18 protein-coding genes and 1 pseudogene are annotated in these 22,275 nt (G+C 64.5%); 12 read left to right on the forward strand and 7 right to left on the reverse strand.

What is annotated here, in order from left to right:
• Positions 1-52: 52 nt before the first annotated feature.
• The 4 genes from QMG52_RS01660 (at position 53) to QMG52_RS01675 (ending at position 5,442) form a co-directional block, all read left to right on the forward strand.
• On the forward strand, positions 53-1,294 hold the full coding sequence (locus QMG52_RS01660) for a glycoside hydrolase family 76 protein (RefSeq protein WP_283558701.1): 1,242 nt from the start codon (positions 53-55) through the stop codon (positions 1,292-1,294).
• A gap of 343 nt (positions 1,295-1,637) precedes the next feature.
• Positions 1,638-2,690 (forward strand): iron ABC transporter substrate-binding protein, encoded by a 1,053-nt coding sequence (locus tag QMG52_RS01665; RefSeq protein ID WP_283558702.1) that lies wholly within the window; start codon positions 1,638-1,640, stop codon positions 2,688-2,690.
• Between the two features lie 101 nt (positions 2,691-2,791).
• Entirely contained in the window at positions 2,792-4,291 is a 1,500-nt protein-coding gene (locus QMG52_RS01670) for an ABC transporter permease (RefSeq protein WP_502920431.1), read from the forward strand.
• A 71-nt stretch (positions 4,292-4,362) separates the two neighbouring features.
• A complete protein-coding gene (locus tag QMG52_RS01675; protein WP_283558857.1) occupies positions 4,363-5,442 on the forward strand; it encodes an ABC transporter ATP-binding protein in 1,080 nt (359 codons plus the stop codon).
• A gap of 100 nt (positions 5,443-5,542) precedes the next feature.
• On the opposite strand, the gene QMG52_RS01680 is transcribed toward QMG52_RS01675, so the two are convergent.
• Positions 5,543-6,136, reverse strand: coding sequence for a YdeI/OmpD-associated family protein (locus QMG52_RS01680; RefSeq protein ID WP_283558704.1), 594 nt, complete (start codon positions 6,134-6,136; stop codon positions 5,543-5,545).
• Between the two features lie 148 nt (positions 6,137-6,284).
• Between QMG52_RS01680 and QMG52_RS01685 the strand changes: the two genes are divergently transcribed.
• The 3 genes from QMG52_RS01685 (at position 6,285) to QMG52_RS01695 (ending at position 8,835) form a co-directional block, all read left to right on the forward strand.
• Complete coding sequence (locus tag QMG52_RS01685) at positions 6,285-6,824, forward strand: NUDIX hydrolase family protein (RefSeq protein ID WP_283558705.1); 540 nt, start codon at positions 6,285-6,287, stop codon at positions 6,822-6,824.
• A gap of 118 nt (positions 6,825-6,942) precedes the next feature.
• Complete coding sequence (locus QMG52_RS01690; RefSeq protein WP_283558706.1) at positions 6,943-8,007, forward strand: DUF6707 family protein; 1,065 nt, start codon at positions 6,943-6,945, stop codon at positions 8,005-8,007.
• Positions 8,008-8,118: 111 nt separating this feature from the next.
• On the forward strand, positions 8,119-8,835 hold the full coding sequence (locus tag QMG52_RS01695) for an SRPBCC family protein (protein WP_283558707.1): 717 nt from the start codon (positions 8,119-8,121) through the stop codon (positions 8,833-8,835).
• Positions 8,836-8,899: 64 nt separating this feature from the next.
• Here the strand turns inward: QMG52_RS01695 and mctP are convergent, their stop codons facing one another.
• Positions 8,900-10,687 carry a monocarboxylate uptake permease MctP gene (gene mctP, locus QMG52_RS01700; protein WP_283558708.1) on the reverse strand — a complete coding sequence of 596 codons (1,788 nt, stop codon included), beginning with the start codon at positions 10,685-10,687 and terminating at the stop codon, positions 8,900-8,902.
• Positions 10,684-11,091: a DUF3311 domain-containing protein gene (locus QMG52_RS01705; protein ID WP_283558709.1), complete on the reverse strand. Its 408-nt coding sequence runs from the start codon at positions 11,089-11,091 to the stop codon at positions 10,684-10,686. Before QMG52_RS01705 ends, mctP begins: the two co-directional genes overlap by 4 nt.
• Positions 11,092-11,239: 148 nt before the next feature.
• On the opposite strand from QMG52_RS01705, the gene tgt reads away from it, so the two are divergent.
• Positions 11,240-12,532, forward strand: a complete 1,293-nt coding sequence (tgt, locus tag QMG52_RS01710) for a tRNA guanosine(34) transglycosylase Tgt (RefSeq protein ID WP_349361639.1) — start codon at positions 11,240-11,242, stop codon at positions 12,530-12,532.
• 51 nt (positions 12,533-12,583) lie between these two features.
• A pseudogene (locus QMG52_RS01715) lies at positions 12,584-13,427 on the forward strand (hydroxymethylpyrimidine/phosphomethylpyrimidine kinase).
• Here QMG52_RS01715 and QMG52_RS01720 read toward each other — a convergent pair.
• Positions 13,424-14,239 carry a queuosine precursor transporter gene (locus QMG52_RS01720; RefSeq protein ID WP_283558711.1) on the reverse strand — a complete coding sequence of 272 codons (816 nt, stop codon included), beginning with the start codon at positions 14,237-14,239 and terminating at the stop codon, positions 13,424-13,426. The pseudogene QMG52_RS01715 and the gene QMG52_RS01720 sit on opposite strands and share 4 nt — an antisense overlap.
• 223 nt (positions 14,240-14,462) lie before the next feature.
• Positions 14,463-15,959, reverse strand: coding sequence for a helix-turn-helix domain-containing protein (locus QMG52_RS01725; protein ID WP_283558712.1), 1,497 nt, complete (start codon positions 15,957-15,959; stop codon positions 14,463-14,465).
• Positions 15,960-16,185: 226 nt separating this feature from the next.
• On the opposite strand from QMG52_RS01725, the gene aceA reads away from it, so the two are divergent.
• The 3 genes from aceA to QMG52_RS01740 all read left to right on the forward strand — a co-directional run bounded on the left by aceA (position 16,186) and on the right by QMG52_RS01740 (position 20,300).
• Positions 16,186-17,487 (forward strand): isocitrate lyase, encoded by a 1,302-nt coding sequence (gene aceA, locus QMG52_RS01730; RefSeq protein WP_502920432.1) that lies wholly within the window; start codon positions 16,186-16,188, stop codon positions 17,485-17,487.
• A gap of 151 nt (positions 17,488-17,638) precedes the next feature.
• Positions 17,639-19,303: a malate synthase A gene (gene aceB, locus QMG52_RS01735; RefSeq protein WP_283558714.1), complete on the forward strand. Its 1,665-nt coding sequence runs from the start codon at positions 17,639-17,641 to the stop codon at positions 19,301-19,303.
• Between the two features lie 265 nt (positions 19,304-19,568).
• Positions 19,569-20,300, forward strand: a complete 732-nt coding sequence (locus QMG52_RS01740) for a DsbA family oxidoreductase (protein WP_283558715.1) — start codon at positions 19,569-19,571, stop codon at positions 20,298-20,300.
• Positions 20,301-20,391: 91 nt separating this feature from the next.
• Here QMG52_RS01740 and QMG52_RS01745 read toward each other — a convergent pair whose 3' ends face one another.
• Positions 20,392-20,823, reverse strand: a complete 432-nt coding sequence (locus QMG52_RS01745) for a hypothetical protein (protein WP_283558716.1) — start codon at positions 20,821-20,823, stop codon at positions 20,392-20,394.
• Between the two features lie 162 nt (positions 20,824-20,985).
• Complete coding sequence (locus QMG52_RS01750) at positions 20,986-22,200, reverse strand: ROK family transcriptional regulator (RefSeq protein WP_283558717.1); 1,215 nt, start codon at positions 22,198-22,200, stop codon at positions 20,986-20,988.
• Positions 22,201-22,275: the final 75 nt, after the last annotated feature.

Below are 22,275 nucleotides of genomic sequence, written 5' to 3' on the forward strand. Positions count from 1 at the left end.
GTTTCGGTTGGGACCACCAGCACGCTCCGAATGCCACGGTAATGTTACGGCCATGAGAACCGATGCGGCGCAGTGGTCATTGCGGGCCCAGGTGGCCGCGGACGCGATTAACGCCGGATTTGGACATCGGCTTCTCGGGCTGCCGGGCACGTGGCTGGCCCATTCCCGCTGCCCGACCCGTCGCAGCTTCTCGCCGTGGGCCGAATGGAATTACTGGTGGCAGGCGCATTATCTGGATGCCCTGGTGGATTCGGCCTGGCGGCAGAGCACGGAACAGTCGTCACGTACCGGCCGGGCAACGCGTGGGGCGTTCCGTGCCGCGGGCCGACCGACGGATCGAGCAGATCCGTTCCTGCAGGCCCGGCGGCTGCTGCGGACCATTCGCCTGCGGAATTTCCTGCGCCTGACCAACAACTATTACGACGACATGGCGTGGCTGGCGTTGGCGGCAGGTCGAATGGACGCCATGTTCAGCATCGTCCATTCCAGCTCCCACAATCCCGGCGCCCGGGGCACCAACGGCATGCGCTGCGGCCGCCGAGCCGGCAGGGTGCTGGGTACCCAGCTGGCCCGAGCCCACACCAATGATCTGGGCGGGGGCATCTTCTGGTCCCGGAAACGCGACTACAAAAACACACCGGCCAGCGGCCCCTCTGCCCTCTATTTCGCCCGCAACGGCCAGCCCGATCGCGCACAAAGCCTGGTCGATTGGCTCCGGGACACGTTGTACGACCCGGGCCAGGGCCTCTACCTGGACGGAGTCCACCCGCAGGCGGCCGGACCGGAAATCGAACGAACCATCTACAGCTACAACCAGGGTCCCGTGCTCGGCGCGATGCTGGAGCTTGGCGGCGAGCGCAACCTGGCGCATGCTGCTGACTTGATTGACGCCGTCGCCCGTCAGCTGACCGCGAAAACAGTGGAAAACGAGGTACTGGAGAACGACGGCGGCACCCGAAGCCCGCTACGGCTGCACGGCGGAGGCGACGGTGGCCTGTTCACCGGAATTCTCATCCGGTACCTGAGTTTCGCAGCCCGGCATTCGGCCCTGCCCGAACGAACCCGACGGCTGGCTGCAGACCTGGTCCTGGACACGGCCGACGAACTCTGGGCGGGAAGGCGAACCGATCCAAAGCCTGCTTTCAGCAGCGATATCAGTCTTCCGGCGGAAGTAAGCTATCGGGCCGGGCAGCCGGTGGAATTGTCCACCCAGCTCCAGGCGTGGATGACGTTCGAATCCGCCTTCCAGCTCAGCAGACCGCTCGCTGGCAACTGTGTTGGCGTAGTTGGCTAACTTGGCGTACATCGCGGCAAGAACGCTGAGTGGTCCGTGTCGCAGGTTATGAAGAATGGTTGACTGCGAAGACGGCGGCGTCGCTACTGAAGTTGGAGAGCGCAGCTTAACCAGAGGTGCAGGTGACTGCGGATTTCACATAGTCGTCGTTGAAATGGGCACCCCCGCAATGAAATAAGAATTCCGCAACGGAAACGTGCTGTATTTAGCGTGATCCTGATCACAAAAGAAGCCTTTTGCTTGGAAAGTTAGGATTGGCTCACCTAAAGTCGGTTGAGGAAGCCGGGTGACCGCCCTTCCTCCCCTCCACTTCCCTGATCCATAATGGAAAGGCCCTCCTGACGTGAAGTTCCCCCTTTTGGTAGCATCCAAATCTGCGGCCGGCATCGCCGCCGTCACCGTTGCCCTGCTGACGCTGTCTGCCTGCGGGAGCGGCAGTTCCACCGGTTCGGGAAGCAGTGGAGGCGCCGACGGGATCACCGTCTACAACGCCCAGCACGAGACGCTGACCAAGTCCTGGGCCGACGCGTTCACCAAGGAAACCGGCATCAAGGTCACGCTTCGCAGCGGCGACGACTCCGAGCTGGCCGCCCAGCTGACCCAGGAGGGCAAAAACTCGCCGGCGGACGTGTTCCTGACCGAGAACTCCCCTGCCATGACGCAGGTGGAAAACGCGGGCCTGTTCGCGGACATCGACAAGGACACCGTGGCACAGGTTCCTGAGCAGTTCCGCCCCTCCACCAACAAGTGGACCGGCATTGCCGCCCGCAGCACGGTCTTCGCCTACAACAAGACCAAACTCTCCGCGGACCAGCTGCCCAAGTCCATCATGGATCTGGCCGATTCCGCCTGGAAAGGCCGCTGGGCAGCCTCCCCCTCGGGCGCGGATTTCCAGGCCATTGTCTCCGCCATGCTGGAGCTCAAGGGCGAGGACGCCACACTGAGCTGGCTGAAGTCCATGAAGGAAAACTCCAAGGCCTACAAGGGCAACAGCACGGCCATGAAGGCGGTCAACGCCGGAGAGGTGGAAGGGGCGATCATCTACCACTACTACTACTTCGGCGATCAGGCCAAGACCGGTGAGAACAGCAACAACGTGTCCTTGGAATACTTCAAGAACCAGGACCCGGGCGCATTTGTCAGCATCTCCGGCGGCGGTGTCCTGGCGTCCAGCAAGCACCAGACACAGGCCCAGCAGTTCCTGAAGTTCATTACCGGCAAGGGGGGCCAGACGGTCCTGCAGACGGGCACGTCGTTCGAATACCCCGTGGCCAGCGATGTTCCCGCCAATGACAAGCTCACCCCGCTCGCGGACCTTGACGCTCCCAAGATCGATCCTGCCAAGTTGAACTCACAGAAGGTCAACGAGCTCATGACCAGTGCAGGGCTACTCTAGAACCTGTGGAAAAAACGACGGCGGCGCCGCTGACAGCGGATCCGGCCAAGGTACCCGGACCGGCGGGGGGCAGGGGCAACAGCTCCAGCCCCCCGCCAGCCGTGGTGCTGATCTGCGTTCTGATAGCGGCATTTGCGCTGCTGCCGCTGGGCTATGTGGTGGACATGACCATCGGCGCGGGCTGGGATACTATTTCCACCCTGGTCTTCCGTCCGCGGGTGGCCGCGCTGCTGATGAATACCATTGCCCTGGTGGTCATCACCGTGCCGCTGTGCGTGGTCCTCGGTGTCGGCGGCGCCTGGCTGGTGGAGCGCACATCCCTGCGCGGGCACAAGGCCTGGTCGCTCCTGCTGGCGGCCCCGCTGGCCATTCCGGCCTTCGTCAACAGCTATGCCTGGGTCAGCGCGGTGCCGTCGCTGAGTGGGATCTTCGGTGGCGTGCTGATCTCCACGCTCTCCTATTTCCCACTGGTCTATATTCCGGTCGCCGCCACGCTGAGCCGGATGGACCCGGCCCTGGAGCAGTCCGGCGCCTCCCTGGGCCTGGGATCCTGGCGGGTGTTCGCACGCGTCGTGCTGCCGCAGCTGCGGCTTGCGGTCGCTGGCGGCGCGCTGCTGGTGGCCCTGCATCTGCTGGCCGAATACGGCGCGTTTGCGATGATCCGCTTCGACACCTTTACCACAGCCATTTACGAGCAGTACCAATCCACATTCAACGGCGCCGCGGCCAATATGCTCGCCAGCGTGCTGGTCTTTTTTTGTCTGTTGCTGCTGCTCGCGGAGTCCCGAACCCGTGGCAACGCGAGGTATGCGCGAATTGGCTCCGGCGCGCAGGCCGCACCCACCCGACTGGAGTTAGGACGGTACAGGTTCCCCGCACAGCTGGGCCTGCTCGGCCTCACCGCGCTGGCCCTCGGCGTGCCACTTTTTCACGTGGGCCGTTGGCTGATCGCCGGCGGCGCCGGGATCTGGGTGCGCCCGGAGTTGCTGACCTCGCTGCTGCAGACGCTCGGTTACGGTGTGGCCGGGGCCCTGCTCACCACGGTGCTCGCGTTCCCGTTGGCCTATCTCGCCGTCCGGCACCCGGGTTGGCTGAGCAAAACCCTGGAGGCAGTGAACTACATCAGCAGCTCCATGCCGGGCATCGTCGTCGCGCTGGCGTTTGTGACCATAACGGTGCACGGGCTTCCCGTCATCTATCAGACCTCCGCCGTACTGGTCGGCGCCTACGTGCTGCTGTTCATGCCGCGCGCCCTGGTCAATCTGCGCGCCGGGCTGGCGCAGGCGCCCAGGGAGCTGGACGAGGCCGCCCGGGCTCTGGGCAAGACGCCGCTTACCGCCTTCCTGAAGGTGACGCTGCGGCTCAGTGCCCCGGCCGCGGCGGGCGGCGCCGCTCTGGTCTTTCTGGGCATTGTGAACGAGTTGACCGCCACCTTGCTGTTGGCACCGAACGGGACAACGACGCTCGCCACCGAATTCTGGACCCTCAGCAGCGAGATCGACTATACGGGAGCGGCCCCCTATGCGATGCTGATGATCCTGCTGTCGGCCCCGATGACCTATCTCCTCTTCTCGCAATCCAAGAAAGCAGCCGGACAGTGACTGAACCGCACCAGACTCAGCAGCGGCCGCGTCACCCTCGTGGTCCGCGGGCCCGGCGGACGTCCCCGCCGGTGGCCGCCACCACGGATAACCATCTTTTGGTTGAGGGGGTCCGCAAGACGTTCGGCAGCACGGAGGTCCTCAAGGGTGTGGATCTGGCCGTCGCGAAGGGACGGACGACGGCGATCGTGGGACCTTCCGGGTCGGGCAAGACGACGCTCCTGCGCTTGATCGCGGGTTTTGAGGCTCCGGATGCGGGCACTGTTTCGCTCGACGGGCAGGTCGTGGCCGGACCGGCGGACTGGGTGCCCGCGCACCGTCGCAACGTCGGCTACGTGGCGCAGGACGGTGCATTGTTCCCGCACCTGACGGTGGGGCAGAATGTGGCGTTCGGCCTGGCATCCCGGGGGAAGGGCGCGGCGGACCGCGTCGCGCACCTGCTGGAAATGGTTTCGATGGACCCGTCCTACGCCAAGCGCCGTCCCTATCAGCTCTCCGGCGGCCAGCAGCAGCGCGTCGCCCTCGCCCGCGCACTGGCCCGGGAGCCCGAGCTGATGCTGCTCGATGAACCGTTTTCCGCCCTGGATGCCGGCCTGCGGGTGGCAACCCGGCGCGCCGTGGCCCAGACACTCTCCGCGGCCGGGGTCACCACCATCCTGGTCACGCACGACCAGGCGGAGGCGCTCTCCTTCGCGGACCAGGTAGCCGTGATGCGGAACGGCGCGCTGGCGCAGATCGGTAATCCGTTTGTGGTCTACACCCGGCCGGCGGACCGGGCCACCGCGGAATTCCTAGGCGACGCCGTCATTTTGGAGGCCTGGATGGAAGGCTCGCTGGCCACCTGTTCGCTGGGCGGAATACCGGTCCGTCGCCCACCGTCCCAGGGCCGCGTGCTGCTGATGTTGCGGCCGGAACAGATCCGCATTGCCGAGGATGGGCCGATCCACGGAACCGTGGTGGACACGGATTACTTTGGGCCCGAAACCACTGTCCGGCTGCAGCTGGAACCGCTCGCGCCCTCCGGTGATCCGCATCAACCCAAGGGCGGAGAGATCATCAGCATCCGGCATTGGAACGCCATGCTGGCCCGACCCGGTGTGCGGCTGAGCCTGCGCGTTGTGGGCGAGGGAGTGGCATTTCCGTTCGACTGATCGGCCTTGCTCGTGCCCCAATGCGGAACTCCGGCTGGGAGCGTTCCGGTAACTGCCCAGGCACCGGCATCAGCGCAAGCACCGGCACCGGCACCGAACACTAGTTCGGCATCCTCTTCTGTGGAAACGGAGTTTCCCCGCGTGCCAGCATCTGCACAAGTCCGTTGATTTTCCTGGTTCGCGCAGCCTCCGATTTCACCGCGTTCACACGATAGATCAGGGCATACCGGTTGCTGGCCGTCAGCACCTCGAACATGGCCTGCGCCTGCGGCTCCGCGGCAATGGCCGCAGCCAGATCCGCCTGAACCTCCGCCGATCCCTGACCCGCATAGGCTCTTTCCCAACGCCCATCCGCCCTCGCCGCGGCCACAGCGGCCTCCCCCGCAGTGTGCATTCGGCCGTCGGCCTGCAGCCGGGCAACGTTGAGCACATTGTTCTTGGACCAGACGCTACCGCGGCGCCGCGGAGTGAACCGGGTCAGATAGCTGCCCTCGTCCCGGCGCCCGATTACGCCGTCGATCCAGCCGAAGCACAGAGCCTCGTCGAGCGCCGCCGCGTAGGTCAGCGCGGTTACGGTACTACCCTTCTTATGCAGCACCAGCCGGATGCCGGGGCTGGTGCTGTGGTTTTCCGCCAGCCATCGGCGCCAGGCTGCGGCATCGGGCAGGAGTAGTTCGGGCAGTTCTGCAACCATGCGCACACCCTAACGCGCCACCCAATCCCCCGCCACCCCTCACCCAACACCCGCTCTCGCCATCGATGTCGCACTACGCGCCCATCCCGGCCGCGAACATGGGCGCGAAGTGCGTCGCCGATCGCTGTGGATGGGGTAAAACAGAAGGATGAGCGTACGAACACCAGACCCTTATCCAGGCTGGCTTTCCGAGGATGACCTCTTCGAAGCCCGCAACCGGCTGCCGATGGTCTACGTGGAGGCGGTGCCGGTCCGGCTGGACCCGCTGGGCTACGTGAACGAGGTGGGGCTGCTATTGCAGGCGAACGACGACGGCGCCATGGTACGTACGCTGGTTTCCGGCCGCGTGCTGTACCGCGAAACCATCCGCGCGGCGCTGCTGCGGCATCTTGAAAAGGATTTGGGCACCTTCGCGCTGCCCCAGTTGCCCATCAGTCCCGTCCCATGCACCGTCGCCGAGTACTTCCCGGCTCCTTCCCAGACGGGATTCACCGACGAGCGCCAGCATGCCGTCGCCCTGGTGTACGTCATCCCAGTGACAGGCGAATGCAATCCGCGGCAGGACGCCCTGGAACTGAGCTGGATGACCCCGCAGGAGGCACTGAGCCCGATGGTGCAAAGCGAATTCGCAGGCGGACGCGGCGATCTGGTGCGTCAGGCCCTGGCCTTCGCCGGCGTCTGCGGCTGATGAACAACCATCGCCGGCTTCTGCGGCTGACGAACGCGCCAGTTCGGGCTGGCGGTCTTAACCACGCACCGCTTTCCTATACTGGGATAACCACGTGCAACGATTTGAGGGCCATAACATGACGGATTCCGCAGCGCCCGGCACCGGGGAGACCGGTGCCGGGGAGGACTCGAAGACGGTTCCCGTCTCCCTGGTACGACCGGGTCATCTGGTGGCAGCCCCGGATGGGTCCAGCACTAAAATCCTCTCCGTCAGCTGGGAGCAGGACGACTACGGCCAGGCGGCCGTCGCCATCCTCGGCTGCGGCGGCGGAAAAACGATCCGGGTTTCGGCCGCGTCCACGATCCGATTGGCCGGACCGCCGGCCCCGCATGTCTCTCCCGGCGCCCGGACCGGCGGCACAGGGCCGCGTTCCAGCTCCGCTGGCACAGCACCGCGTTCCGGGTCCGCTGGCACAGCACCGCGTCAGCGCGTGGGAACCGCAGCGGTCTCCGGCAACGACGGCACGTCGCGGCCCGGGGCCGGGCGACCCGCGCCGGAAGCCGCACCGAAGATCCCCGCGGATGCCGGAACTCCGGAGGCCGTCGTTGCTGCCGCCGCTGCCGCCCACGGCGGGCACGAGACGGTCCAGCGGCTGGCAGGGAGGCTGGCCAAGGGTCTCAACTACAAGTCCGGGGCGAATCTGCAGGTTGTCCGCGATCTGGTCCAGGTGCTGTTTGTCGAACTGCAGGACGACAGCAACGCCGTCGCCGTCGCCGGCCTTATTGTGGATCTGCCCTACGACGCCAACCCAGGGCGCTGGAATCCGATCGAGCACTGCCTGGCGGTGAGTTATTACCTTGCACGCAGCAACGGCGACGCGCACCGCGCCGAACAGCTGGCCGAGGCGCTGCGGGCACCGGACCGGGCGGAGCTGGATGCGTTCCGGGCGAAAATCAACGCCACCGTGCGGCAGCGCAGCCTCGATGAGCCGAATCTGTACGACAAGGAAATCAACCGCAGCATCGCCAACGGTGAACGCGATCAGGAGCCGCAGTGGCGTGAGCTGCGCCTGAACACGTTGCTGCATCTGCTGGCCCACGGCGGCTCCCGGACGCACGACGACGCAGAGCTGCTGCGCCGGATCAACAACGAACTGACCGAGATCCGAACCCGCACCAGCCGCTCCGAGCACTCCGGCTGAGCCGGTATTGCCGGAAAGGCGCGCATACGCGTCCCTGCCCTCGGACAGCCAGGCACGGCCGCCGCCGCCGGAACCCTAGCCGCCGGGCGCCGCCTCGGGTAGATTCGGGCCATGGGCAATAACGAGCTTTCAGTGCACATCAACGCCGACGCCGAGCAGGTCTGGCGGATGCTCCGGGAGCCGGCCCGAATCGCCCAGTGGCACGGCTGGGAGTCGGATAGCCTGTCGGATGAGATTGCGGAGATCTACTATGCCAAGGTCAGTGAGAGCACCGATCATCTGACGCTACATTTGGAGATGGGCGACGTCTTCACGCTCACGCCGATGGCAGATGGCACCGTTCTGACCATGACCCGCGGCAAGGCCACCGGGCAATGGGCCGCCTACGACAGCGACATCACCGCAGGCTGGGCGATCTTCATCCAGCAGCTCCGTTTTGCGCTTGAGCGGCACCCGCACGGCACCCGTCGCACGATTTTCGCCGACGGCATGACCGCCTCGTCCCGCTCGCTCTGGGAAGCGCTGGGCATCGATACCGGCTGGCTGCCCGAATCCGGGGAGGACTATGAGCTGTCGCTGAGCACCGGAGCCGAGCTCCAAGGCAAGGTCTGGTACCGCTCAGAAACGCAGCTGGGGCTTACCGTACACGGCTACGCCGAACGCGGCGACGGCCTCCTCGTGCTCGCGGAACAGGCACCGCTCGCCGGGATCCGGCCGGCAAAAGGGGCGCAGGTCATCGCTTCCACTTACGACCTCGGCGCCGCCGCCCTCGAGGAAATTTCCGAACAGTGGGACGCTTTCATGGAGCAGAACTTCCCCGAGGGCTGAGGGGCTCACCCCCTTGGGGGTGACGGGGAGTGCGACGGAGAGGTCGACGTGGAGAGGGAGAGTCTCAGGCGATCGGTTCCTTGGGCAGTTCGCGCGCCACCTTCTGCACCTTGGGATCGTCTTCATCCGCACCGTAATCCGAGGCGCGGGTGAGGTCCCGCCCCTCCGCAACCTTCAGCGCCCGCAGGACCAGGGTCAGCACCACCGCCACAATAATGTTCACGGCAAAGGCCATGATGGCGATGTAGACCTGAACGTTTGTCCCCGGAATCGACGCGATGGAGCCGCCGAAGTGCGCCTTCGTCACCGGATTGACCACGCCGTAGGCGGCCACAGTGCCGTAGATAATGCCCGCAGCCCAGCCGGTAAAAAGCGCCCATCGGTGGAACCAGCGCGTGTAGAGACCGGCCACGATGGCGGGGAAGGTCTGCAGAATCCAGATTCCGCCAAGGAGCTGCATATTGATCGCCGCGGACTGATCCATCGCGATCACGAAGATCAGGGCCCCGAACTTCACCACCAGCGAGACGAGCTTGGAGACCTTCGCCTCCTGCCGGGCGGTGGCCTGCGGCCTGAAAACCTCCCGGTATATATTGCGGGTGAACAGGTTAGCCGCCGCGATGGACATGATCGCCGCGGGCACGAGCGCTCCAACGGCGATGGCCCCCAGAGCGATCCCGGCGAACCAGGACGGGAAGTTGTCCAGGAACAGCTGCGGGACCACCAGCTGGGGGTTAATGCTGCCGTTGAGCTCCGTCGGCTTGGTGCCAGCGGCGATGGCGACGTATCCCAGCAGCGCCAGGAAGCCCAGCATGAGTGAGTACAGCGGGAGCAGCGCGGCGTTCTTGCGGATGGTGTTGCGGCTCTTGGAGGCCAGCACTCCGGTGACCGAATGCGGGTACATGAACAACGCCAGGGCCGAGCCGAGGGCCAACGTCCAGTAGGCGGAAAAACTGGAGGCGCCCGGAATCACCGATCCCACAGGCTTGCCGGTGGCAGCGCTCACGGCGCCCAGTTTGGTTTCCGCCGCACCGAAGATGTGCTCCCAGCCGCCGAACTTACCCGGCAGGTAGATGATGGCCACCAGCACGGCAAGGTAAATCAGCACATCCTTGACGACGGCGATCATCGCCGGAGCGCGCAGACCGGAGGTGTAGGTGTAGGCGGCCAGCACCACAAACGCCACAATCAGCGGCAGGTCATTGAGGAACCAGTTCGCACCGCTGCCCACCCCGAGCACCGTCAGCACCGACTTGATGCCAACCAGCTGCAGCGCGATGTACGGCATAGTGGCCACGATGCCGGTCACGGCGATGGCCAGCGTGAGCGTCCTGCTGCCGTACCGTCCGCCCACAAAGTCCGCGGTGGTGACAAAACCGTGCCGGTGCGAGACGGACCAGAGCCTGCTCATCAGCAGGAACACGATCGGATACAGCACCACAGTGTATGGCACGGCAAAGAATCCGCTGACGGCTCCGGTGGCCCACATGGCGGCGGGTACCGCGACAAAGGTGTAGGCCGTGTAGAGGTCCCCGCCGAGCAGGAACCAGGTGATCCAGGAGCCGAATTTCCGGCCGCCCAGACCCCACTCATCGAGGGTATGCAGCCCCTCCTTGCCACCGCCACGCCAGCGGGCCGCATAAAAACCAAGCACCCCGACCAGCAAAAAAAGTACGACGACGACGGTCAGCGCCACGCCGTCGACCGGTTTCACCGCGCCCGCCGCCAGGACCGCGGGCGCAGACAGAGGCGCGGAGAGTGGAGTGGACGCAGGAGAGGACAAAGGAGCAGCCAGGGATGCGGGCAGAGCCCCGGGCAGGAAGCCGGTCGCCACACCCGTCAGCGCGCTCATCGGACTGCGCCGCCGTCGGTTGTACCGCCGCCCGCGCCGCCGTCGGTTGTACCGCCGCCACCGCGGCCGCCACCGCGCCCGCCGCCGTGGGACATCCCGCCGTCGTCTGAACCACCATCTGCACTACCGGCAGCTGGCCGCTTCAGAACTTCCCGGCGCCGACGGTCCTCCCTGCTCGTCAGGGCGTAGCAAATGCCGATCAGCACCGCATCAATGGGAACCCAGAGCATTTGGTACCAGTAAAAAAACGGCAGACCGCCTACCCGGGGCGTGGCCCGGGCATACATCGGCACGATCAGCGGGAAGACGATGGCGATGATCAGCAACACCCCGCTGATCAGGTAAGGGACGGGTTTCGCCGGCCCCCGGGTCGGGATATCCTGCGGAAGTTCCGTGTTGTACATGAACGTCTCCTGGATGAGGGGTGCAGCTGAGGGAGTCCAATGCGTTCTGACATACCCAGCGTACTTATCTTCCGGGGCGCCGCCACCCCTGCGGGGCAGGAATTTTCCGGCGGCGGGCGTGTGTCGGCGATGCTGGCAAAATGGGGAGGTGCCTTCCTCCGCTAAGCAGTCCCAGTTCTCCTTTACCATCGACCAACGCCTGAGCGATTCCTGCAGCCCCACGGCGGGGCAGACCGGCGCCAACGGGGGCCGCTTTCACGGCCGCACCGGCACCATGGTGACGCCGCACGGCGAAATCAAGACCCCCGCGTTCATCGCCGTGGGCACGAAGGCCACCGTAAAAGCCGTGCTGCCCGAGTCGATGCAGGAGCTCGGCGCGCAGGCGCTGCTGGCGAACGCCTACCATTTGTATCTGCAGCCGGGGTCCGATCTGGTGGACGAGGCCGGCGGCTTGGGCAGGTTCATGAACTGGGCCGGCCCCAGCTTCACGGACAGCGGCGGGTTCCAGGTGATGTCGCTGGGCTCGGGCTTCAAGAAAGTCATCACCATGGACACCGCGCAGGCCGGCGGGTCCGGTGCGGACAGCGGTTCGGACGATAGGGTCGCGGCGGGCAAGGAGCGGCTGGCACATATTGACGACGACGGCGTCTGGTTCAAGTCGCATTTAAACGGCGACCGGCACCGCTTCACCCCGGAGGTGAGCATGCGCGTGCAGCACCAGTTGGGTGCGGACGTCATGTTTGCTTTTGACGAACTCACCACGCTGATGAACTCCCGCGGCTACCAGGAGATGTCGCTGGAGCGGACCCGGCTCTGGGCCGAGCGCTGCGTTGACGAACATTTCCGGCTGACCGCCGAGCGGGAGGACAAGCCGTACCAGGCCCTGTTTGGCGTCATCCAGGGTGCCCAGTATGAGGATCTGCGCCGGAAGGCCTCGCGCGATCTTGGCGGCATGAACTTTGACGGCTTCGGCATTGGCGGGGCGCTGGAGAAGGAAAACCTGGGCACTATTGTGCGCTGGTGCAACGAGGAACTTCCGGAGGACAAGCCGCGGCACCTGCTGGGCATTTCGGAACCGGATGACATCTTCACCGCCATTGAAAACGGTGCGGACACCTTCGACTGCGTCTCCCCCACCCGGGTTGCCCGCACCTCCGCTTTCTACACGCCGCGTGGACGCCGCAACCTCTCCAATGCACGCTTCAAACGGGACTTCGGGCCGCTAGTGGACGGCTGCGACTGCTACGCCTGCGCCAACTACAGCCGCGCCTACATCCACCACCTGTTCAAGGCCAAGGAGATGGTCTCGGCGACGCTGGTGTCCATCCATAATGAGCGCTTCGTGGTCAAAATGGTCGACGACGCCCGGCTGGGCATCGAGGACGGCAGCTTCTTCGAATTCAAGGCCCGGACGCTGGCGGATTACTACGCCGTCCGCTGACAGGCGTCCTGTCGGCTTGGACGGAGCCGGTATGCCGGTCCAAGATGGAGGATGTCCTCACACAGCTCTGCCCCAGCGGCCCTGCACCGACCGTCCATCGCACTGACCATTGCCGGCTCGGAAGCCACCGGAGGCGCGGGAGCGCAGGCCGATTTGAAGACGTTTCAGCAGTTGGGCGTATTCGGTATCGCGGCGCTGACCTGCATCGTGTCGTTTAATCCGAAGGACAAGTGGAATCACCGGTTCATGCCCGTGGATGCCGAGGTGATCGCGGATCAGCTGGAGGCCTCCTTCGCCGCCTACGGTCCGGATGACCTGGATACCGTGAAAATCGGCATGCTCGGCACGCCCGCCGCTATCGGTACCGTTGCGCAGGCCCTGCAGGCGCGCCCGTCGAAGAATCTGGTGCTTGATCCGGTGCTGATCTGCAAAGGGTCAGGAGCCGGGAGCTGCGCTGGATACGGACACGGCGCTGAAGAACCAGATCCTTCCGCTGGCCACCTTTGTCACACCCAACCGTTTCGAAGCCCTCTCCCTCTCGGGCATGGAAGCGATCGACGACGTTGAGGACCTCAAGGAAGCGGCGCAGCGCATCTATGCGATCAGCGGAGCCGTGGTGCTGGCCAAGGGCGGCGTCCGGCTGTCCGGACCCGACGCCGTCGACGTTTATTACGACGGAGGGACCCTGGAGGTGCTCAGCTCAGCGAAGGTCGGCGAAGCGGCCGTCAGCGGCGCCGGCTGCTCGCTGGCAGCCGCGGTCGCGGCGGAGCTGGCCAAGGGTGCGGCGACGTTGGACGCGGCAAGGACCGCCAAGGAATTTGTTACGGCGGGGATCAAGGCCCGGGTGTCCTCGCACGCACCCTTCGACGCCCTCTGGCAGGGCGGCGTCCGCTAGAAACTTCCGCCCGGCACCGCGGCGGATCCGTCCTCTAAAACGCTCCCGTCCGGGCGTGCGCCGGAAATTCCATACGTCGGCTCGCGCTTCTTGATCCATTTGATGACGACGGCGGTCAGCGGCACGAAGAGGTACTCGACGAGCGTTTTATAAACGAATCCGACCAGAACATAGTTGGCAAACATCCCGAACCCGGTGATGCCGATAATGGGCGCCGCGATGGAACAGAAAATCAGCGTGTCCACGAATTCGCCCACTCCGCTGGAACCCATCAGCCGCACCCACAGCCGGCGTTCACCCTGGCGGGCCTTCAGCCGGACCATCACCAGGGAGTTGATGGTCTGTCCGGCCACGAATCCCAGAAGGCTGGCCAGCACAATCTGCGGCACCGGTCCCAACGCGCCCTCCAGTGCCGTCTGCTTCGTCTGGCCGAATTCGTCCGTGAACCCCGGCAGGATGATGATGATCCAGTAGGTCAGCGAGGCGAAGACGGAGAGCGCAAAAGTGGTCAGAATGGCCCGGCGCGCGACTTTGAATCCGTACACCTCGCTGATCACATCACCGAGGATGTAGGCGAACGGGAAGAGGAAGAAACCGCCGTCCGTGGTTATTGGCCCGAATTGGACTCCCTTGGCGCCGCCGATGTTGGACAGGATGACGATGACCGCCATGAAGGCCATCATGATGCCGAAGTAGGGGCTGCCGATCGAGGCGAAGCAGGCGGCGGTGGCGGCTGGCTTGTGCCGGGCAGCGCGATGCGCGGCTGACTCGGCCGGGGAATTTTGCAGGGGCTTTTGTTCCGGTGATGGCATGACAAATCTCAATCTGGAATAGTGGTTGGCTGCCTCGACGGTTCGGTAACCGTCCGCGGCGCTGTATTAGCACTGGATCCGTCTGCACCCGGATCGGAATCAATCCTGCCACGCCTTAGTCGTGAATGCCTCCGAGGCTGGCTCTGGCTGGACTGCCGCTGATATGGACGGAGGCCTTGGAAATTTCACCGGCATCTGTCCAAAACGCCGGCATGACGCTCAGCTAAGGGGTGGAGTGCGCCTGCAGGAACCGGTAGACCTCGGTCTCGTCCACCCCAGGGAATGCGCCCTGTGGCATGGCCGCGAGCAGGTGCGAATTGGCGCGCGTGCTGGGCCACGCATTGCCGGCCCAGCACGCGGACAAGCCGGCCGGCGGGCGCCGGCAGCACGACGCGTCCGGGCAGCCGGACTTCGAGCGCTCCGTCGTATCGCGGCCGCGGAACCATTTCACATGCGCATACGGCACGCCAATGCTCAGCGAATATTCCCCCGACGAATGCCGCTCCGTGCGGGCCGTGCACCAGTAGGTTCCGACGGCCGTATCCGTGTATTGATTGAACGCGCGGAACTTGTCCGGGATATCGAACACTGCCCGTGATGTCCAGAACCGGCACACCGCCTGCCCCTCGATGGCGCCGGTGTGATCGGCGGGAAAGTTCACGCCGTCGTTCTCATAGGCCTTATGGATGATCCCGCTCTCATGAACCTTTTGAAAGTGGCAGGTGATGCCCAGATGCTCCGTGGCCAGGTTGGTGAAGCGGTGCGCGGCCGTTTCATACGAGACCGCAAACGCGTCGCGGATATCCTCGATGGCGAGCTCCTTGGCTGCCTTCGCTTCTTTGAGGTACTCCACGGTGGCGTGCTCGGGCATCAGCAGCGACGCCGCAAAATAGTTCGTGTAGACGCGCTGACGCAGGAAGTCCGCATAGTCGACCGGAGTCGTATGACCCAACACGTAGTGACCCACGGCCTGCAACAGCACAGACCGCGGATCATGATCCGAACGCTGGCCCTGGGTGAGATAAATTCGGTGATTCTTCAAATCCGTCACGGACCGGGTGGAATGGGGCAGGTCACCAACATAATGCAGACCGAATCCGAGGTGCTCGGCGATGTCCGCAGCGACATGGTGGGACAGTGGGCCGCGGTCATGACCCACCGCCTGGAGCAGGTTCTGCGCCTCCCGCTCAATATCGGGGTAATAGTTGTTCTGCGCCCGCATCTCGGCCCTCAGTTCGGTGTTGGCCCGGCGCGCCTCCTCCGGTGTCGCGGACTGTTCATCCAGGCGGCGCTCCAACTCGTGCTGCAGACCCACGAGGGATTCCAAAACCTCTGTGGAAAGTCGTGAACTGACGCGGACTTTCGGCAATCCCAGCGACTCGTACAACGGCCCGCGCTGCGCCCGCTCCAACTGGATTTCCAAGGCCGCCCGGCGGCTGGGCGGCTCCGCGCCGAGCAGCTGGTCCATGCCCACGTCCAGCGCCCCGGCGAGGTGCTGGAGCAACGTCAGTTTGGGCTCGCGCTTGCCGTTTTCAATCAGCGAAAGCTGCGACGGCGCTGTCCCCACCTTCGCGCCGAGATCGTCCAATGTCATGGACTTTTTTTTGCGCAAATGCCGCACGCGCCGGCCCAGCGCAATGATGTCGAGTTCGCCTTCCTGCCCGGCGTCAGGGTCCTTGCGGGTGCTCGTCGTGCTTCGATTCCAACCTGCATTGTCCATTTCTTGAGCATAAGCGAAGAACTGCCAATCTTTCCAGTGATTGACACTAGAAAGTCCTTGAAAACCCCGGAATAGTTGTTTTTACGAAGAAGGAACGTGAATCCCGATCCGGAACAGCACTAATCACCAAGTTTGTTCATCCGGGACGGACCACCGCCAGATCGACAGCAGCACCCGGGATTTACCGCAAAGGAGCGAGACCATGACCGCAGAAAACGAATCCGCAATGACGCCTGAGCAGAACAACGAACAAACTGCCGCCGCCCTCGAACTCGAGTGGGCAGCCAACCCCCGCTGGGAAGGCGTGACCCGGGACTACACGGCCGCCGACGTCGTCCGTCTCAGCGGCCGGGTTCGGGAGGAGCAGACGCTCGCCCGCCGCGGCGCCGAGAAACTCTGGGATCAACTGTCGGCGGGACGGGCGGACGGCAGCTACATCCACGCACTGGGCGCGCTGACCGGTAACCAGGCCGTACAGCAGGTCAAGGCCGGCCTCAAGGCTATCTACCTCTCCGGCTGGCAGGTCGCAGCGGACGCCAACACCTCGGGCAACACCTACCCGGACCAGTCGCTGTACCCGGTTAACTCGGTTCCCACGGTGGTCCGCCGGATCAATAACGCACTGCTGCGGGCGGACCAGATCGAATTCGCCGAGGGCATCCAGAGCGTCGAGGACTACCTGGTCCCGATCATTGCCGACGCCGAGGCCGGTTTCGGCGGGCCGCTGAACGCCTACGAGCTGATGAAGTCCATGATCCAGGCCGGCGCCTCGGGCGTGCACTGGGAAGATCAGCTCGCATCGGAAAAGAAGTGCGGCCACCTCGGCGGCAAGGTGCTGATCCCCACCCAGCAGCACGTCCGCACGCTGAACGCGGCCCGCCTCGCCGCGGATGTCTCCGGTACCCCGACGGTGGTCATTGCCAGGACGGATGCGGAAGCGGCCACCCTGATCACCTCCGATGTGGATGAGCGGGATCAGGAATTCATCACGGGCGAGCGTACGGCAGAAGGTTTCTACAAGGTCCGCAACGGAATTGAACCATGCATCGCCAGGGCCAAGGCCTACGCGCCCTACTCCGACCTCATCTGGATGGAGACCGGCACCCCGGATCTTGCCCTGGCCCGGAAATTTGCAGAGTCGGTCAAGTCCGAGTTCCCCGATCAGATGCTCGCGTACAACTGCTCGCCGTCGTTCAACTGGAAGAAGCATCTGGACGACGCCACCATCGCCAAGTTCCAGCACGAACTCGGTGCCATGGGCTTTACGTTCCAGTTCATCACCCTTGCCGGCTTCCATGCCCTCAACTACTCGATGTTCGATCTCGCCCACGGTTACGCCCGCGACGGCATGAGCGCCTACGTCGAACTCCAGGAACGCGAATTTGCGTCCGAAGACCGCGGCTACACCGCAACCAAGCACCAGCGTGAAGTTGGAACCGGCTACTTCGATCAGGTAGCGACGGCTCTGAACCCCTCCGGCAGCACCCTCGCCCTGGCCGGATCAACCGAAGCACAGCAGTTCCACTAACGGGATGGGCGGGCCCTGGCCCGGACGACACCCGCGCCGGGATGGGGGCCGGTCCACCCTCCGCCACCTCATCGACTGTGCACTAGATGTCCCTCTGGCCCTCATTCGGACACCTAGTGCACAGTCGATCCACTCCACAGGAGAAGCTCTCATGAACTCGACCAACAGTCTGAATGGAATCACCTTCAACGGCATCACTTTGACCGCGCAGCCCATCCACCGTCAAGACGAGGTACTCACCCCGGAGGCTTTGGATTTCATTGCCGCCCTGAACCGGGCCACCGCCGGGCGGCGCGAGGAGCTGCTGCAGGCCCGGCAAACACGGCGCACCCGGATCGCCAACGGTGCAGATCCGCGGTTTCTGCCGGAGACTTCCGCCATCCGCGAGGATCCGCATTGGCGCGTTGCTCCCCCGGCCCCGGGCCTGGAAGACCGACGGGTGGAAATCACCGGCCCGGTTGACCGAAAAATGACCATCAACGCCCTGAATTCCGGTGCAAAGGTCTGGCTGGCCGACATGGAGGATTCGTCCACGCCCAGCTGGGGCAACGTTATCCGGGGCCAGCTCAACTTGACGGATGCGTTGGAACGGCGGATCGATTTCACCTCGCCGGAAGGCAAGGATTACACACTGGGACCACAGGACTCGCTGCCCACCATCGTGGTCCGGCCCCGCGGCTGGCACCTGCCGGAGAAGCATATGCTGGTGGGCGGCGAACCGATTGCCGGCGGGATCGTGGATTTCGGTCTGTATTTCTTCCACAATGCGCGCCGGCTGATTTCCCAGAGCAAGGGACCGTACTTCTACCTGCCGAAGATCGAGAACCATCTGGAAGCCCGGCTGTGGAATGACATTTTTATCCTGGCCCAGGACCTGCTCGGTATCCCGCAGGGCACCATCCGTGCAACGGTATTGATTGAAACCATCACGGCAGCGTTCGAGATGGAAGAAATTCTCTATGAGTTGCGCGACCACGGAGCAGGCTTGAACGCCGGCCGTTGGGATTACTTGTTCTCCGTGATCAAGAACTTCCGCGCCCGGGGACCGCGTTTCGTACTCCCGGACCGGAACCAGATCACCATGACGGCACCGTTCATGCGCGCCTATACCGAACAACTGGTGCGCGCCTGCCACCGCCGGGGCGCGATGGCGATTGGCGGCATGGCCGCCTTTGTCCCGAACCGCCGCGACCCGGAGGCCAACGCCATCGCCATGGACAAGGTGCGTGCGGATAAGAACCGTGAAGCCAACGACGGCTTTGACGGTTCCTGGGTGGCCCACCCGGATCTGGTGCCGGTGGCCATGGAAGTTTTTGACGCCGTACTCGGCGGGCGCCGCAGCCAGTTGGACCGCCACCGCGATGACGTTGTCCCGGATGACAGGGCGCTGCTGAACATCGCCGGGACCGAGGGGTCGATCACCGAGGCCGGCATCCGGAGCAACCTCTGGGTCGGCATCCAGTACATCGAGTCCTGGCTGCGGGGCCACGGTGCGGTCGCCCTGAACAATCTGATGGAGGACGCCGCCACCGCGGAGATTGCCCGCTCGCAGATTTGGCATTGGATCCATGTCCAGGCCATCACTGACGACGGCGAAATCGTGACGGCGCCTTGGGTCAGCGAACTGCTGGACGAAGAGTTCGACAAGCTGCCTCGCTTCGACGGCGACCGGTTCGACGACGCCCGGGAGATTTTCGAGGAGGTCGCCCTCGGCGATGAGTTCCCGGAGTTCCTGACGGTTCCGGCCTATGCCCGATTCCTGTGCGAAGCCGTGGATGCCGAGCCCGCATGGGAGAAGGATAAGGTCGCCGCCTGAGCGCGGTGCTGGTGCAGGTCGGGCCCGCTGACAGGGCCAGCCGGCGCCAACAACAGATTTGGTTGACCTGCCGGACGCCTTCGCCACAGCAGACCCGATGGTCGGGTCCCGGCAGGCCAACCGAAAATCCGCCATCGATGAGGCAGTTCGCGCCCGTGTTGCTCGACAATATGGGTGCGCACTGCGTCATCGATGCAACGGACGAGAAGTCCCCCGACACCGAGGGAAGGGGAATACCACCGGCGGCGGCGGGGTTTGCCTGACTATGAAGATTGAAATCTGGTCCGACGTCGTGTGTCCTTGGTGTTACATCGGGAAACGCCGTTTTGAGACCGCCCTCGCCGCCTTCGAGCACAAAGCCGACGTCGAGGTGCAGTGGCGCAGCTACCAGCTGGATCCGTCGCTTCCGGAGCACTACGACGGCACGGAACTGGACTACCTGAGCGAGCGCAAGGGTATGGCGCCGGATAATGTGCGGCAGATGTTCGGCCATGTCACGGAGCAGGCTGCCGCCGAAGGGCTGAGCTACGACTTTGACAAGGCCGTTGTCGCGAACAGCTTCAAGGCGCATCAGTTACTGCACCTGGCTGCGGCGCATGGCAAGGGCGACGACGTTAAAGAGGCGCTGCTGTCGGCCCACTTTGAGCACGGTGAGGACATCGGCAGCCGCGACTTCCTCCTCCACACCGGCACCGCAGTCGGCCTCCCCACGGGCGAGATCACCCAGATGTTGGAGACCGACAAGTATGCCGACGACGTTCGGGCCGACTTCGACGAGGCAAGCCGTCTCGGGGTCACGGGTGTCCCGTTCTTTGTGATCGACCGCAAATACGCTATCTCCGGCGCCCAGCCGGCGGAGCTTTTCGGCCAGGCGCTCAACGAGGGGTGGGCAGAAGCCCATCCGCTGGTGATGGTGAATCAGCCCGGCGGAAACGGTTACGAAACGGACGATAGCGGCGAAGTCTGCGGTCCGGATGGCTGCGCCGCGACCCCGTAGGGGTCCAGGTCGATAGTCTCGACGGCGGTGCCGCTCAACGTCCGCAACGCCGCCGAACCCAGCCCGACCGTCGTCGGCCCCGCATGCTGACTCAGCAGACCAACGAACTCGCGGCCGTCGTCGTCAGCAAGATACTCAAGCGGATAGGTGCACAAAACGGTCCCGCGCCGTGGTTCTTGACGATCACGGCCGGATTTCCCTGTCCGTCAATGGCCACCACGTTTCCGTCCGTGGGCCGGACCGGCAGGAACGCCCGGGCATGCTCATTGCCCGCCGCTTTGAAACGCAGCACTCCGCCTTTGGCCAGAGTGCCGAAATCCTCCGCAAAGGTCAGCTCCACCACGTCATCGTCAATCGGGTTGTCCAGGCCGTGGTGCCCTGGTTGCTGGCCCAGCAGGTGATGCTTCCGCCACCGCCGGAGCTCTCCGAAGAACTGGCCGATTTGTTGCTTCCGCCGCATGCGGACGCAGTCAGCGTGCGGCGCGGCGATAGCCGCCGTCGCGGCGAGGGTACGAATTTTCACTGCATGGCTTACTTGTCTATGTGCGCCTGTAAAGCCAGGGATCCGGCCCAGGCACCAAACTAGGGGGCCTTCTGCCGGCTGTCAATCAAAAGTCCGTAATTGATCGGCAAATTCTTTTGGGGCGGTAGGACGGCAGGGAAGACTGAGAGGTGGGATGGCGCCCTAGGCCTGCCTCAGGAGCAGGGCTTCCACGCTGGCGGGGGCAAGGACATGGTCAATTACCATGCGGCTTGCCCCCAGGACGCCCGCCTGGTCGGCCGCCATGGACTGGACAATACGCAGCCGGGCGGTGGCCAACGGCAGCGACCGCTGGTAGACAATTTCGCGCACGCCGGCCATAAGGTAGTCGCCGGCCGTCAACAGCCCTCCGCCGATGACGATGATGGACGGGTTGAGGAGGTTTACACAGCTCGCCAGCACGTCGCCCACGTCCCGCCCGGCCTGCCGCATGGCCGCAATGGCGGGAAGGCTCCCTCTGTGCGCCAGCTCCAGCACGTCCTCGCCGGTCGCCGCCGGAATACCGCCGGCCGTCAGGGCAGCCGCAACGGCAGGGCCCGAAGCCAGCGCTTCCAGGCAACCGTAGTTCCCGCAACGACATAACACGTCATTCCCGCGCGGCACGCGAACGTGCCCGATGTCCCCCGCAGTACCGTCGGACCCGCGCTGTAAAAGTCCACCGCTGATGAGTCCGGCGCCGATTCCGGTCGCCACCTTGACGAACAACAGATCCTGCGCATGCGGCCAATACATCGCGCGCTCCCCGAGCGCCATAATATTCACGTCGTTGTCCACCAGCACCTCGGTGGCAAAGGACCGCTGCACGTATCCTGGGACGTCGAAGCCATCCCAGCCGGGCATGATCGGCGGGTTTGCCGGGCGTCCGGTGGAATGCTCCACCGGCCCCGGCAGCCCGATCCCTATCCCTGCCAGTTCCCGTCCCTGCCGTCCAGCCTGTGCCAGGAGCTTTCCGCAGTCTGCCACGACCAGATCGAGCACCGTCTGCGGACCCGCCGAAATCTCAATGGAGGCACGGGATTCGCACAGCACCCGTCCGCCCAGATCTGTTAGCGCCACGAGCATGTGGGTTGCGCCGATGTCCGCGGCAAGAACCACGCGGGCTGTGGGCTGAAAAGCCAAGCGCGACGGCGGTCTGCCGCCGGAGGAGACTGCCTCGCCTGCCGGGCCAATCAGCCCGGAGGCCGCGAGGGCGTCTATTCTGCTGGCCACCGTGGACCGGGCAAGCCCGGTGATCTCCGCCAATTCCGCCCGGGTGCGCGCATGTCCGTCGCGGAGCAGCTGAAAAAGATCTCCCGCGCGTGAAAAGCTTGTACCTGAGCCCGCAGGTACAGCCGGCCAAGCGCCGGTCAGAGGTGGCATTAGCATGCCTAATTGATAGCACGCCGCACTTATCGCTGTCACAATCAAATTGCTGATGGCCATTTCTCCACTTTT

This window comes from Paenarthrobacter sp. PH39-S1, from assembly GCF_030063245.1.
GTDB lineage: Bacteria > Actinomycetota > Actinomycetes > Actinomycetales > Micrococcaceae > Arthrobacter_M.

Bases quoted from the DNA above. Each gene is read 5' to 3' on its own strand.
- QMG52_RS01690 (WP_283558706.1), top strand. From the start codon at position 6,943: ATGACGGATTCCGCAGCGCCCGGCACCGGGGAGACCGGTGCCGGGGAG.
- mctP (WP_283558708.1), bottom strand. From the start codon at position 10,687: ATGAGCGCGCTGACGGGTGTGGCGACCGGCTTCCTGCCCGGGGCTCTG.
- QMG52_RS01685 (WP_283558705.1), top strand. From the start codon at position 6,285: ATGAGCGTACGAACACCAGACCCTTATCCAGGCTGGCTTTCCGAGGAT.
- QMG52_RS01725 (WP_283558712.1), bottom strand. From the start codon at position 15,959: ATGGACAATGCAGGTTGGAATCGAAGCACGACGAGCACCCGCAAGGAC.
- QMG52_RS01705 (WP_283558709.1), bottom strand. From the start codon at position 11,091: ATGTACAACACGGAACTTCCGCAGGATATCCCGACCCGGGGGCCGGCG.
- QMG52_RS01680 (WP_283558704.1), bottom strand. From the start codon at position 6,136: ATGGTTGCAGAACTGCCCGAACTACTCCTGCCCGATGCCGCAGCCTGG.
- QMG52_RS01750 (WP_283558717.1), bottom strand. From the start codon at position 22,200: ATGCCACCTCTGACCGGCGCTTGGCCGGCTGTACCTGCGGGCTCAGGT.
- aceB (WP_283558714.1), top strand. From the start codon at position 17,639: ATGAACTCGACCAACAGTCTGAATGGAATCACCTTCAACGGCATCACT.
- QMG52_RS01695 (WP_283558707.1), top strand. From the start codon at position 8,119: ATGGGCAATAACGAGCTTTCAGTGCACATCAACGCCGACGCCGAGCAG.
- aceA (WP_502920432.1), top strand. From the start codon at position 16,186: ATGACGCCTGAGCAGAACAACGAACAAACTGCCGCCGCCCTCGAACTC.
- QMG52_RS01740 (WP_283558715.1), top strand. From the start codon at position 19,569: ATGAAGATTGAAATCTGGTCCGACGTCGTGTGTCCTTGGTGTTACATC.
- QMG52_RS01660 (WP_283558701.1), top strand. From the start codon at position 53: ATGAGAACCGATGCGGCGCAGTGGTCATTGCGGGCCCAGGTGGCCGCG.
- QMG52_RS01720 (WP_283558711.1), bottom strand. From the start codon at position 14,239: ATGCCATCACCGGAACAAAAGCCCCTGCAAAATTCCCCGGCCGAGTCA.